Here is a 12,346-nt window from a genome sequence, read left to right as displayed (position 1 = left end):
AATCAAACAACCGACGCGGCCACGATGCGGCAAAGCGCGGCGTCGTCCGCGCCCTGCCGATAGGTTCTACAGGATGCGCGGTGCGAGGATGGCGGTGCTGGTCGCGGTGCTCGCGCTGATATGCGGCGCATGCGGCAGCTCCAACCCGCTGGGCGGGGGCAGCGCATCGGGAGATCTCAAGTCGATCGCGGTCGGTTCGGCCGACTTTCCGGAGTCCAAGATCATCGCCGAGATCTACGCGCAGGCGCTGGAGGCCAACGGCTTCAGGGTCCGCCGCCAGTTCGGCATCGGCAGCCGTGAAACCTACATCCCGGCGGTCAAGGATCACTCCATCGATCTGGTGCCCGAGTACACCGGCAACTTGCTGCAGTACTTCGACCCGAAAACCGCCGTGACTGCTCCCGACGCCGTCGAGTTGGCCTTGATGCGAGTGCTGCCGGGCGATTTGTCGATCCTGACACCGTCACCGGCATCGGACACCGACACAGTGTCGGTCAGTCAGGCCACCGCGCAGAAATGGAATCTCAAAACAATCGCAGACCTCGCAGCGCATTCCCCTGAGGTGAAGTTCGGCGGCCCTTCGGAATTCCAGAGCCGCACGGAGGGCTTGCCGGGGCTCAAGGCGAAGTATGGCCTGGACATCGCGCCCAGCAACTTCGTTTCAATAAACGACGGCGGGGGACCGGCTACGGTACGTGCGCTGTTGGACGGAACGGTGACGGCCGCGGATATCTTCAGCACTTCACCGGCTATCCCGCAGAACAACCTGGTCGTCCTCGAGGACCCCAAAAACAACTTCCTGGCGGCGAACGTGGTGCCCCTGGTGAGCTCCCAGAAGAAATCCGACCAGCTCAAGACCGTGCTTGACGCCGTCTCGGCCAAGCTGACCACCGAGGGTCTCATCGAACTCAACACCGCGGTGTCCGGCAACGCCGGGGTCGACGCTGACGTGGCCGCGCGAAAGTGGATACACGACAACGGATTCGACAAGCCGATCGCGAAATGATCACCTTCGACAACGTCACAAAGCAGTACCCCGACGGGACGGTCGCCGTCGACGACCTCACGCTCGAGGTGCCTGATGGCACGCTTGCAGTGTTCGTTGGGCCGTCCGGCTGTGGCAAGACGACCTCGATGCGGATGATCAACCGAATGATCGATCCCACGTCGGGGACGCTGACCGTCGACGGCACCGACGTCACCAAGACCGACCCAGTCAAGCTTCGGCTCGGGATGGGGTACGTGATCCAGAGCGCGGGCCTGATGCCGCACCAACGCGTCGTCGACAACGTCGCGACCGTCCCGGTGCTCAAGGGTGAACCACGCCGGAGGGCCCGCAAGGCAGCGCTGGATGTGCTCGAGCGGGTGGGCCTGGACTCCAAACTGGCCGCCCGGTATCCGGCGCAGCTGTCGGGGGGCCAGCAGCAGCGCGTCGGCGTGGCCCGTGCGCTGGCCGCCGACCCGCCGATCTTGCTGATGGACGAGCCGTTCAGCGCCGTCGACCCCGTGGTAAGGGAGGAGTTGCAGGCCGAAATGCTGCGCCTGCAAAGCGAATTGCACAAGACGATCGTGTTCGTCACCCACGACATCGACGAGGCCCTCAAGCTGGGGGACAAGGTCGCGGTGTTCGGCCCGGGAGGCGTCCTGCAGCAGTATGACGAGCCGGCGCGGCTGCTGTCGAACCCGGCCAACGACTTCGTCGCCGGCTTCATCGGCGCCGACCGCGGCTATCGCGGTCTACAGTTCCGCCACGCGACGGGTCTGCCGCTGCACCAGGTCCGCACCGTCACCGAACCAGAGATCAACGACCTGACACTCGGCCCGAACGACTGGGTGCTCGTCAACAAACCGGACGGGACCCCGTACGCGTGGATCAACGCCAGCGGCGTGACGCTGCACCGCGACGGCAGTTCGCTGTACGACAGCACCATCGCGGGGGGCTCGCTGTTCCGTCCCGACGGTTCGCTGCGACAGGCACTGGACGCTGCGTTGTCGTCACCGTCGGGATTGGGTGTGGCGGTCGACGCTGACGGGCGGCCCATCGGCGGCGTGCTCGCCGACGATGTGGTAGCGATCTTGAAGGCCCAGCGGCAGGGGTAACCGGTGCGCTATCTGTTCACCCACCTCGACGACGCCTGGGCGCTGACGGTGATTCACCTGCGACTGTCGTTGATTCCGATTCTGTTCGGCTTGCTGATCGCGGTGCCGGTTGGCGCAATCGTGCAGCGCACCAAGACGATCCGGCGGCTGACGACGGTGACGGCCAGCATCGTATTCACGATCCCGTCGCTGGCCCTGTTCGTCGCGCTGCCGCTGATCATTCCGACCCGGATCCTCGATGAGGCCAACGTCATCGTCGCGCTGACGCTGTATACCACCGCGCTGCTGGTGCGAGCGGTGCCCGAGGCGCTGGACGCGGTGTCGGCACAGGTGCGTGACGCCGCAACCGCGGTTGGTTACCGGCCGCTGGTACGGATGCTCAAAGTTGAACTGCCGCTGGCGATTCCGGTGCTCACCGCCGGCCTGCGCGTCGTAGCCGTGACCAATATCTCGATGGTTGCGGTCGGGTCGGTGATCGGCATCGGCGGCCTTGGCACCTGGTTCACCGAGGGCTACCAGGCCGACAAGAGTGACCAGATCATCGCGGGCATCATTGCGATCTTCGTGCTTGCGATCGTGATCGACACGCTGATCATGTTCGCCGGGTGGCTGGCGACGCCGTGGGTGCGTGCCGGCCGGGTCGGGGCGCGCGCGCGGTGAACTTTCTACAGCAGGCCTTGTCGTACATCTTCACCGCGGCCAACTGGGGCGGCGGTGCCGGGCTTGCCGCCCGAATCCTCGAGCACCTGCAGTACACCGTGGTCGCGGTCGCCGTCGCGGCGGTGATCGCCATCCCGATCGGCATGGCTGTCGGGCACACCGGGCGCGGCACGCTCGTCGTCGTCACCAGCGTCAATGCGTTGCGCGCGTTGCCCACGCTCGGCGTGCTGCTGCTGGGTGTATTGCTGTGGGGGCTTGGGCTGGTGCCGCCCACGGTGGCGCTGATGCTGCTGGCAATCCCGCCGCTGCTGGCGGGCACCTACGCGGGCATCGCGAACGTCGACCCTACGGTGGTGGACGCCGCCCGGGCGATGGGCATGACCGAGACGCGGGTGCTGTTTCGAGTCGAACTGCCCAACGCGCTGCCGTTGATAGTCGGTGGCCTGCGTTCGGCGACGCTGCAGGTGGTCGCGACTGCAACCATCGCCGCTTACGCGAGCCTGGGCGGGCTGGGCCGGTATCTGATCGACGGCATCAAGATTCGCCAGTTCTACATCGCGTTGGTCGGGGCGTTGATGGTCACGGTGTTGGCTCTCGTGCTTGACGGGCTGCTGGCATTCGCGGTGTGGGCCTCCGTGCCGGGCACCGGCCGGTTTCGGCGATTGCCCCAGCCGCTGCTGGACGACATTGCGTCGGTGTCGGCGACAACACGGAAGCAGCGCACTTCGCAGAGCAGCGGCGACCGAGTCGATTTGTCGATTACCGTAGATGGGTGAGCGCGACCCCGTCTGAAGCGAATGCGAGCGCCTGGCCAGCGATCCTGACCTGGCGCGCCCGCGATGTTCCGCGCATGGAGTCGACGCGGGTTAGCTTGTCCGGCAAGCGGATAAAGGCCCACGGCAGGATCGTGGCCGGCGCAACGGCGCAACATCCGGCGTTCAGTGCCTCCTACGATCTGGTGACCGATGAGCGTGGAGCGACGACGCGGTTGTCACTGAGTCTGATGTTGGCCGAGCGAGACCGGCAGCTGTCGATCGCGCGCGACGAGGAAGACATGTGGACGGTCCAGACCCATCACGGCTCGTCGCGGGATGGCTACGACGGGGCGCTGGACGTGGACGTGGTGTTCAGCCCCTTCTTCAACGCGCTGCCGATCCGGCGGCTCGGCCTGCACACCAAGAGCGAATCCGTGAGCGTGCCGGTGGTTTACGTGATGTTGCCCGAACTGGTCGTCCGTCCGGCGACGATCTCCTACAGCGCCGGCTCGGACGGCATCAAGGTGCACTCGCCGGTCGCCGACGCGACGATGACCGTCGACGCCGAGGGGTTTATCCTGGATTACCCGGGCCTGGCGGAACGGATCTGATGACCCCGCCGGCTCGTCCGGCCGCGGCCAGCTGCTCGCGCCAGTCCTCGTCGCCAACCGTGATCCCGACGATGTCGTAGCGCCAGAAGCCGTCGTAGCGGGCCCTGGCGGCGTGGCCGCTTTCCGCCAACTCGGCGACGGATCCCTTGCTCACCAGTGAGGTCCTGGCCCGGGTCAGCAGTTCGATGACGCGGTCGAGGACGGGTAGCGCCTGCCCGGCGTTGGTTTCGCACATGGCCCGCACCAGTTCAGGGTTGGTGGCCGCGACCCGCGTGGTGTCCTGGAACGAGCCGGCGGCCAGGGCGAACGCGAGCGGTACCTCGGAGCCGGTGACCGCGACCGCCTCGGCGACCAGGTGCGGCACGTGCGAGATCGCCGCCGCGGCCGCGTCGTGCTCGTCGGATCGAGCCGGGACGACGACGGCACCGCAATCCAACGCCAACGTCGTGACCGAAAGCCACACCCGGGGGTCGACACGGTCGTCGACGGCGACCACCCACGGTGCGCCGACGAACAGCTCGGCATGCCCGGCGGCCCAGCCCGAGTACGCGGTGCCGGCCATCGGGTGGCCGCCGACGAAACTCGGGTGCAGATCTACTTTTTGAACCTCCTGCAGCACAGCGCCTTTCACGCTCGTGACGTCAGTCAGGGCGCAGCTGGGTGCGAGATCGCGGATGTATCCGAGCAGGATCGGCAACGCAGGCGCGGGCACCGCGAGGACGATTAGGGCATCACGCTCGGCGGCGTGGTTGAGCGCCTCGTCGAGGTGGGTGGTGGCGTCGAACCCGTCGAATCGCGCGGCCTGGACGGCCTCCACCGACCGGTTGTAGCCGAAGACTTCCCGGCCGGCCGCGGCTGCTGCGCGTACCACCGACCCACCGATGAGCCCGAGGCCCAGCACACAAACGGGTGGCTTGGTCACGCTCTCAAGGTTGACATATTCGCTGGGTGTGCCGAGGCGGGATAGTGGTCAAGCCAGCCAATCGAGGACTAGCGTAAGCGCCCATGGGACCACAGCGGGCTCCGGCGCAGAATCAGGCCGCGGACATCCCCGACGGTTTCGGGGTTGCCGTGGTCCGGGAGGAGGGCAAGTGGCTTTGCTCGCCGATGCGGCCGAAGTCGCTGACAAGCCTCGTCACCGCCGAGACGGAGCTTCGCGAACTGCGCAGCGCCGGCGCGGTTTTCGGATTGCTTGACGTCGACGACGAATTCTTTGTGATCGTTCGTCCCGGACCGACCGGCACCCGGTTGCTGTTGTCGGATGCGACGGCCGCTCTCGATTACGACATCGCCGCCGAGGCGCTCGATGAGATGAACATCCCGGTGCCGGATATCGACCCGGAGGACCTCGAGGAAACCGAGCCCTGGGAGGAGGGCGACCTGGGGTTGCTGGCCGACATCGGCCTGCCCGAGGCGGTGCTTGGCGTCATCCTCGCCGAGACCGACCTGTACCCCGACGAGCAGCTGGGCATGATCGCGCAGCGAATGGGGTTTGCCGACGAGCTGTCGGCGGTGCTCGACAAGCTCGATCGGTGAAAACCGACGAGGAACTGATCCGGATCGCCCTGCAGTCCGCCGCTGCCGCCGGTCCGCGCGACGTCCCGGTTGGTGCGGTGGTGTTCAGCGCCGAAGGGATTGAGCTGGCACGGGCCGTCAACGCCCGCGAGGCGTTGGGTGATCCGACCGCCCACGCCGAGATCCTCGCGATGCGTGAGGCGGCGAAGGCGCTCGGCGACGGCTGGCGGCTGGAAGGGGTCACGCTGGCGGTGACGGTTGAACCGTGCACGATGTGCGCCGGCGCGCTGGTGATGGCCCGGGTGGCGCGGTTGGTGTTCGGGGCGTGGGAGCCGAAGACCGGTGCGGTCGGATCGTTGTGGGACGTGGTGCGCGACCGTCGGCTCACGCACCGGCCGCAGGTGCGCGGCGGCGTGCTTGCCGAGGAGTGCGCGGCGCCGCTGGAGGCGTTCTTCGAGCGGCAGCGTTCTTCGAGCGGCAGTGATTGGAGTGGCCGGCTCGACGGCCGGTAAACTGCTGCGCGGTGGCGTGTCCGAGCGGCCTAAGGAGCACGCCTCGAAAGCGTGTGACGGGTAACCCCCGTCCGAGGGTTCAAATCCCTCCGCCACCGCCAAAGCTCTCTGCCTGTCTATGCAGGTACAATCTGGTTGCTGTGTTTGCTGGCATTGCTGCGAGCCGCCCAGTGGCCACATTTTCGCCACACTTTCACGTGAATACCGGCTATCCAGAGTGACCGTGACCGCGTCCAGATCGCCGTCGAACAGATCCGCATAGGTGTCGAGTGTGACCTTTGCCGACGTGTGCCCGAGCATCCGCTGGTGCCGCAGATCGTGGGGCGTGATCGTCTGGACCTGGGCTCTCCTGACCGCGGCGGAGAACCACCCGCCTGACGACTTCGGCCGCGGCAGGTAGCCGCCATCCGGCCCGGGGAACACCGGGGCGCCAGCAGCCCTGCCCCCGCACTGCACTGACAGCCCGTCCAGCACGAATGCGGGGACCGGGACTGACCGGGCCTTGCGGCCGTTCGTTGGACCGACAGCGTGGCTGACACCAAGTTGCACGGCGTTCTCGTTGACGTTGAGCCGACGACGCAGGAATTCCACGTCGCGTATGCGGAGTCCCACTGCTTCTCCCCACCGAATACCGGTGTAGGCCAACACCAGCACTAGCGTCCGGTGTTGCCCGATTCGTCGGCGAGCCGGTACACGTCATCCGCGGACAGGCAAGGACGCCGGTTAACACCCCGTGCGCCCGCAGCACTGTCGTCGCACCGGCACCCTTGGCTCCCATGCTGACGATCCACGCCTCGATGCTGAGCAGGTCGACATCAGCAACCGCGACCTTGCCCCAGCGTGGGGAAAGGTGGATGCGCCAGGCAGACTCGAGCATCCGGTAGTGCGACGGTGCGGTGTGTTGCTTCTTTCGGGTCAGGGTGACGGCGCGATGTACTGGCCCGTCATCATGTGGACTTCTACCGAGTTGGCCCACCGCTCCGCGTCGATCTTGCGTTTGAAGCCGCGTTTCTGCGTCGACCTGTTGTCGGGTGCGCGGTAGCGGACGCGTTAACGCGTTGCTCCGCTCGTTATTTCGTACTTCTCAATCGTCGACATCGTTGAGTACCTCTTCCAGCGCTGACTTCAGTTGGCGTGAAATCTGGCCCCGGCGTTTAGCCTTGGCGTCTGGGCCGGCCGTGCTTGCCTTAGTACCTACGTGCTTGCCTCAGTACGTATTTGTCTCCCAAGAAATTGGCGGACGTCCACCGATCGGTGGAGCCGTAGTTCGTCCTGCACATCCACCAGTCATCCGACAGACGTCCGTGCCCAAAACCGGAAGAGTCGGTCATGGCTAGCACGTTGCCGGCCAAGACCGACATACGAATGAGGAGGAACGGTCCACATGAAAAAAGCATGGAATACCCGGTGGCTCGAGAGGGCTGACAGCATGAGCGGCGCTACACTCCCTTGCCCCGCTCTATATACCAGCCGCGGCTTGCGAATCCTACGCAGCGGTCGATTCCGCGCCGCACACTCCGGTACCAACAAAGGGATCAAGACGATGAAGGGCTTCACTATCGCGACCGCCACGGTCGGTGCCCTCGCAGCAACCGCGCTGGGATTGGCGGGCGTTGCTGCAGCGGCTCCCACTGGAGGCTCGTCGGCCTCCGAGACCGTGAACAGCCTGCAAGCCCAGGGCTACAACGTGCAACTCAACGGGTCGGTAACTGCCCCGCTGTCGCAGTGCACGGTCACCGGTGTCCACGGTGATTCCGCAAGCCCGACAACCTTCACCACCGTCTACGTCGACGTCGCATGCCCGCCGTCGAACAACTGATACGAGGTGAACGAGATGGTGCTGATTCTCTGCATCATTACCAGTGGCTCAGCCACCGCCGCGCCGGTGTCATGGCTTTGAAAGCATGTAGCCGGTAACGGTTTGAGTGCGGGTCTTGACCAGGTCGTGCGCTGTTCGACCAGGGCCCGCATGGCGGTGATGGCAGCGTCGACGCTGGCGGTGTTGAGTTGGGTGGCGGTCCAGGCTCTACCGCCGGTTGAACACAGCTCGCACCGCTGCCAACGGCCCCGGACTTCGGTGCCATGACCTCGGGCATTCCGGGGCCGTGCTGGCGGCAGCGCAAGGACGTAACCGGCAGATCGCGGCGGCGTTGTCCAAGATCGCGGTGGGGAAGTAGGCACATCAACCAGCAGAGCCGAAGCTCCTGGCTTGCCGCATCTCTGAGGGGAGCAAGTACGACCATGAAGCTCCATCAACAACAACGAGATCGAGCCCGAGTCCACGGACGACGGAGGGTACGACTTCGCCCGCGCGGTCGGAAGTTGTCGCCCGTCGGCGCTACGCTCGCGCCCTATTCTTCACAGAACGGGGAGCAGGTCGGATGAACGACGTCTACATCATCGAGAGCTGGTTCGGCGAGCGGCTGAGTGTGCGCCAGGTCTATGCCGCCGACGCGGACGACGCGCTCCAAACCCATGCGTTGCATTACCCCGGCGAAGACATCGTGAGCGTGCAGCGCGGAGATGGGCTGAGCGTCCGATGAGGTTGCTGGCCCGGCTCGTCGGCTGTTGGTCGGTTTCGTGGGCGCGTACTTCTGGTGGATCGTCGCCGCGCTGGCCGCCATTGTGCTGGTGTACTTCGCCCGCTGGTGGTGGCCGGCCCACCGTCAGCGCGTTCGAGCGCGAGGCTGAACACGCGGCGATCGCGGCGCGGGCCGACCAGCAGCAGGCCTTGGTCCTAGCGGGCGATGACCGCGGGATGTGTGGGGCTGACTTGGGTGCGAGGTCGGCGCGGCTGCTGCCGCCGACGTCGGCGAGGCGATCAGACCTCGGACTCGACCAGCATGCGTATCGCGCCGAGCGTGGCTGCGATGTCGTAATCGCGCTCAGAACCGTGGATGGTCTCAAGGAACAGCGTCAGCCGTGAGCCCGCACCGTCTGGGTCGACATTCATCCACCCGCGATAACCGCTCGGCGCGGCCCATTCGATCCTGCGGTCGGCCGGATCCGCGTGAAACGACGCCTCGCCGTGTTGCTCATGCCCCTCGTAGCGCGCATCGACCTGCACCCCATCCTTGCCAGCAGGACGCACGCCGATCATCTCGGGGAACCGCGGGGCAGCGGGATAGTGAACTTCTCACCGTCGCCGACGTGGCCGAGATGACGCGGCTGTCGGCGGGCACATTGCGATACTGGCGCGCGTTGGGACAGGGCGGCCCTCCGTCAGTCAAGCTCGGCAGGCGTGTGATGTACCGCCGTGGCGACAGCTCGCGGAACCTTTGCTGGCGGCCGGACCTGTGGTGAAGACGACTCACTGATCAGGTAGCTGAATAGGGTTCAATCCCTCCGCCACCGCCACAGTTATGCGGGCATTAGCCGGGCTATTAGGCCAGTTCAACGCCGCTCACGCAGCGCGGGCGGCGACGGCGATTCAGTACGCGCCGGCGGGCTGGCCGCCGCCCTGGTCGCCGGGGCCGCTCTGGGTGTCGCCCGGTGCCGATGGCCCGGGGTCGATTCCGGTGCCGCCGGCACGTTCGCCGAGTTTGGGGCCGGCGCCGGGATCGCTGTCGCCCGGCGTCGATGACCCGGGGTCGATTCCGGTGCCGCCGGCGCGTTCGTCGGCATTCCAGTAGCTGTAGCCGGCCACTGTGGCGCTCGCCGCCGCCGCTGGTGCAGCTGCGGCAACCGTGATCGCCGCCAGCGCGAGGGGTGCAAGCGCCGCCGACGCGACCTTTGCTTTCAGGCTGTTCATGTCGTGCTCGCTTCCTACTGTTCTCGATGTCTCACGTGATGGGTCTGCCAAAAGCCGCTATGCTCCCGACAATTGCGCGCTGACGACCGAATGTCTGCGCGGCTGACACCCAACAAGGGCCCTGGCTGACCGGAATGTCAGCCTTCCCGGTAGCTGCTACACCGGCGGACCAGTCGCTAGTTCGGCGCGGGCGTCAACCGCATGACTGGGATCGTCCTGATCCCGTTGGTTCGCTGCTCGTAGCGAGCCCAGCCCTTGTTAAGGCGATCCACGGCGAGTGCGTACAGCCGATCACGGTCGGCGCCCTCGGCTTCACGGGCCACGAATGGTCCACCGTGAGGCCCGATGTGCAACTCGCATTCCGGATGGGCGAGCAGGTTGTGATACCAAGCAGGGTGCCGTTCGCGGCCATAATTCGAGGCGATCACAACGACGTCGTCGCCGTCGGTGAAGTACGCCAGCGGCGTCTCCCAGCGCCTGCCGGTGCGCGCACCGATCGACGTCAAGACCACGATCGGGAGCGCCGGACTAAGTCGCGCGCGCCCGCGGGTTGCCTTAATGATCGGGACGTCAAGTGGTGCGGCGATCTTGCGCCAAACCGCGGAAGCGGCCTTGGTGGCAAAAAGTTGGCCACCGGTCCACCATGCCAGGTTCCGCTTCCACACCGGGCGGGCGTGAAGGTCGACACGGGGAATCCCGTTGAGGGTATCGCCGGACATGGTGGGCTGATCATATTCGCATAGGGCAGATTTGGCTGCCTCGTTGTGGTTGCTGCTCGGCGGTTATGCTTGGGCCTTCGGCCTCATTTCACGTACGCCGAGATGGGTGCGAGCTCGGGTAATGACGAAGAAGCGACGGCGACCCGGCTGGTGTCGTCGATGATGCGTGACCGCTTGCTGGCGGTAGTGCTGCGCCCGACGCCTCCGCCGCTGGCAGTCGGGTGCGCGGTTGCTGCGTTGCTGGTTGCGGCAGAGACCCTGGTGGTGTACCCGCTCAAGCTGGTCAGCCACGCGGACATCCTGCTGGTGGTCTATCTGCTCGGCGTGATGGTGGTCGCGAGTGTATGGGGGCTATGGCTGACGGTGGCGACCGCGGTGGCCAGCGTCCTGGCCAACGACTACTTTCATACGCCGCCGCTCTATCACTTCAATTTGGGTACCGCCGAGGACCAGACGGCGGTGCTCACCTTTCTGGTGGTCGGGTTGATGACCAGCGCCCTCGCCGGCGTGGCCCGATCGCGTGCCGCGTTAGCCGATCAACGGCGCAGCGAGTCTGATCGTGCCGTTGCGCGCGCCCGTGTGTTGGCCGAGCAGCAGGCAGCGTTGCGCCGGGTGGCGGTCCTGGTGGCACGCGGGGCCAGCCCGCCCGAGGTGTTCGCGGCGGTCGCCGAGGGCCTGGCCCGCTGCCTGGATGTGGATGACGCCGAGGTGTTTCGCTATGAGCCTGACGGCGCGGCGATCGTTGTCGGTTCCTACGCCCAACCAGGCATGCGAGGCATACCGGTGGGCGAGCGGCTGACACTGGAGGGCGACAGTGTCGCGGCGATCGTGTTACGCACCGAGCGCGACGCGCGGATGGATAGCTACGAGGGCGCCGCGGGTTCCCTTGCCGCACGGGTTCGTGAGCTGGGCCTGCGCTCTCGGGTGGGTGCTCCGATCTTCGTTGATGAACGCGTGTGGGGGATCGCCGTTGTTGGCTCGTCACGACCCGAGCCACTACCTGCCGACACGGAGCAACGCATCGGCGACTTCGCCGATCTGGTCGCCACCGCGCTGGCCAACGCCGCCACCCGGGCCGAGCTGATCGCCTCACGTGCACGCGTCGTCGCGGCCGCCGATGACGCCCGCCGCCGACTGGAACGCGACCTGCACGACGGAGCCCAACAACGGCTGGTCTCCTTGGGACTGGAGGCCCGCATGGTCGAGCGCTCGGTGACCTCCGAGCAGAACGACCTCAAAATGCAACTGTCCGATCTCGCGTCCGGGCTGACCGGCGTCACAACCGAGCTGCAGGAGATCTCCCGCGGGATTCACCCCGCCATCCTCTCCGAGGGCGGACTGGGCTCCGCGCTGAAGTCGCTGGCCCGCCGGTCTGCGGTGCCGGTCGCCTTCGACGTGACGATTGAGCGACGATTACCCGACGCTGTGGAAATCGCCGCCTACTACGTGGTGGCCGAGGCGCTAACCAACGCCGCCAAGCACGCCCAAGCCTCCCGAGTAGACGTTCGCGCCGGAACTATCGACGCGGCCCTGCACGTGTCGATTCAAGACGACGGAATTGGCGGAGCCGACGCCCGGAGAGGCTCCGGGCTGATCGGCCTCAAAGACCGCGTCGAGGCCGTCGGCGGGCAGCTGCGGGTCACCAGTCCGCCCGGAAGCGGGACGTTGCTGCACATCACTATCCCGCTCGAGAGCCAGTCGGGTGACGGCTAGGTGTGCCGAC

At 66.3% G+C, this 12,346-nt stretch carries 16 protein-coding genes, 1 tRNA gene and 1 pseudogene; 13 read left to right on the top strand and 5 right to left on the bottom strand.

What is annotated here, in order from left to right:
- Positions 1-73: 73 nt before the first annotated feature.
- Genes VE759_RS08345 through VE759_RS08325 form a run of 5 tightly spaced genes read left to right on the top strand, consistent with a single transcriptional unit; the run spans position 74 to position 4,126 of the window.
- On the top strand, positions 74-1,006 hold the full coding sequence (locus VE759_RS08345; protein WP_324930209.1) for an ABC transporter substrate-binding protein: 933 nt from the start codon (positions 74-76) through the stop codon (positions 1,004-1,006).
- Positions 1,003-2,100, top strand: coding sequence for an ABC transporter ATP-binding protein (locus VE759_RS08340; RefSeq protein ID WP_324930206.1), 1,098 nt, complete (start codon positions 1,003-1,005; stop codon positions 2,098-2,100). The genes VE759_RS08345 and VE759_RS08340 overlap by 4 nt, the downstream gene beginning before the upstream one ends.
- 3 nt (positions 2,101-2,103) lie before the next feature.
- Positions 2,104-2,760, top strand: a complete 657-nt coding sequence (locus VE759_RS08335) for an ABC transporter permease (RefSeq protein WP_324930203.1) — start codon at positions 2,104-2,106, stop codon at positions 2,758-2,760.
- The gene (locus tag VE759_RS08330; RefSeq protein WP_324930271.1) at positions 2,757-3,536 is read left to right on the top strand and encodes an ABC transporter permease; all 780 of its coding nucleotides are present in this window, start codon (positions 2,757-2,759) and stop codon (positions 3,534-3,536) included. Before VE759_RS08335 ends, VE759_RS08330 begins: the two co-directional genes overlap by 4 nt.
- The gene (locus VE759_RS08325; protein ID WP_324930200.1) at positions 3,533-4,126 is read left to right on the top strand and encodes a putative glycolipid-binding domain-containing protein; all 594 of its coding nucleotides are present in this window, start codon (positions 3,533-3,535) and stop codon (positions 4,124-4,126) included. The genes VE759_RS08330 and VE759_RS08325 overlap by 4 nt, the downstream gene beginning before the upstream one ends.
- Here VE759_RS08325 and VE759_RS08320 read toward each other — a convergent pair.
- Complete coding sequence (locus tag VE759_RS08320) at positions 4,089-5,048, bottom strand: prephenate dehydrogenase (protein ID WP_324930197.1); 960 nt, start codon at positions 5,046-5,048, stop codon at positions 4,089-4,091. The genes VE759_RS08325 and VE759_RS08320 overlap by 38 nt on opposite strands.
- An 83-nt stretch (positions 5,049-5,131) precedes the next feature.
- Here VE759_RS08320 and VE759_RS08315 point away from each other — a divergent pair, with 83 nt between their 5' ends.
- From VE759_RS08315 to VE759_RS08300, 4 genes are all read left to right on the top strand, one after another.
- Entirely contained in the window at positions 5,132-5,662 is a 531-nt protein-coding gene (locus tag VE759_RS08315) for a tRNA adenosine deaminase-associated protein (protein WP_324930194.1), read from the top strand.
- A complete protein-coding gene (locus tag VE759_RS08310; RefSeq protein WP_324930191.1) occupies positions 5,659-6,153 on the top strand; it encodes a nucleoside deaminase in 495 nt (164 codons plus the stop codon). The genes VE759_RS08315 and VE759_RS08310 overlap by 4 nt, the downstream gene beginning before the upstream one ends.
- A 10-nt stretch (positions 6,154-6,163) precedes the next feature.
- Positions 6,164-6,254, top strand: a tRNA-Ser gene (locus VE759_RS08305).
- 170 nt (positions 6,255-6,424) lie between these two features.
- Positions 6,425-6,553: a hypothetical protein gene (locus VE759_RS08300; protein ID WP_324930189.1), complete on the top strand. Its 129-nt coding sequence runs from the start codon at positions 6,425-6,427 to the stop codon at positions 6,551-6,553.
- Here the strand turns inward: VE759_RS08300 and VE759_RS08295 are convergent.
- A pseudogene (locus VE759_RS08295) lies at positions 6,517-6,765 on the bottom strand (site-specific integrase); the annotation flags it as partial. The gene VE759_RS08300 and the pseudogene VE759_RS08295 overlap by 37 nt on opposite strands.
- 931 nt (positions 6,766-7,696) lie before the next feature.
- On the opposite strand from VE759_RS08295, the gene VE759_RS08290 reads away from it, so the two are divergent.
- Together VE759_RS08290 and VE759_RS08280 are read left to right on the top strand one after the other, a co-directional pair.
- Complete coding sequence (locus VE759_RS08290) at positions 7,697-7,972, top strand: hypothetical protein (RefSeq protein ID WP_324930186.1); 276 nt, start codon at positions 7,697-7,699, stop codon at positions 7,970-7,972.
- 562 nt (positions 7,973-8,534) lie between these two features.
- Complete coding sequence (locus tag VE759_RS08280) at positions 8,535-8,696, top strand: hypothetical protein (RefSeq protein WP_324930183.1); 162 nt, start codon at positions 8,535-8,537, stop codon at positions 8,694-8,696.
- Positions 8,697-8,974: 278 nt separating this feature from the next.
- On the opposite strand, the gene VE759_RS08275 is transcribed toward VE759_RS08280, so the two are convergent.
- Entirely contained in the window at positions 8,975-9,253 is a 279-nt protein-coding gene (locus tag VE759_RS08275; RefSeq protein ID WP_324930276.1) for a hypothetical protein, read from the bottom strand.
- Here VE759_RS08275 and VE759_RS08270 point away from each other — a divergent pair.
- Entirely contained in the window at positions 9,136-9,456 is a 321-nt protein-coding gene (locus VE759_RS08270) for a helix-turn-helix domain-containing protein (RefSeq protein ID WP_324930268.1), read from the top strand. The genes VE759_RS08275 and VE759_RS08270 overlap by 118 nt on opposite strands.
- Before the next feature lie 127 nt (positions 9,457-9,583).
- On the opposite strand, the gene VE759_RS08265 is transcribed toward VE759_RS08270, so the two are convergent.
- Positions 9,584-9,904: a hypothetical protein gene (locus VE759_RS08265; protein WP_324930181.1), complete on the bottom strand. Its 321-nt coding sequence runs from the start codon at positions 9,902-9,904 to the stop codon at positions 9,584-9,586.
- Positions 9,905-10,080: 176 nt separating this feature from the next.
- Positions 10,081-10,623 (bottom strand): nitroreductase family deazaflavin-dependent oxidoreductase, encoded by a 543-nt coding sequence (locus VE759_RS08260; RefSeq protein WP_324930177.1) that lies wholly within the window; start codon positions 10,621-10,623, stop codon positions 10,081-10,083.
- A gap of 102 nt (positions 10,624-10,725) precedes the next feature.
- On the opposite strand from VE759_RS08260, the gene VE759_RS08255 reads away from it, so the two are divergent.
- Positions 10,726-12,336 (top strand): DUF4118 domain-containing protein, encoded by a 1,611-nt coding sequence (locus VE759_RS08255; RefSeq protein WP_324930174.1) that lies wholly within the window; start codon positions 10,726-10,728, stop codon positions 12,334-12,336.
- Positions 12,337-12,346: the final 10 nt, after the last annotated feature.

The organism is Mycobacterium sp. (assembly GCF_035640695.1).
In the GTDB taxonomy this organism is placed as follows: Bacteria; Actinomycetota; Actinomycetes; order Mycobacteriales; family Mycobacteriaceae; genus Mycobacterium.
This window is presented reverse-complemented; position numbering and strand designations above follow the sequence as displayed.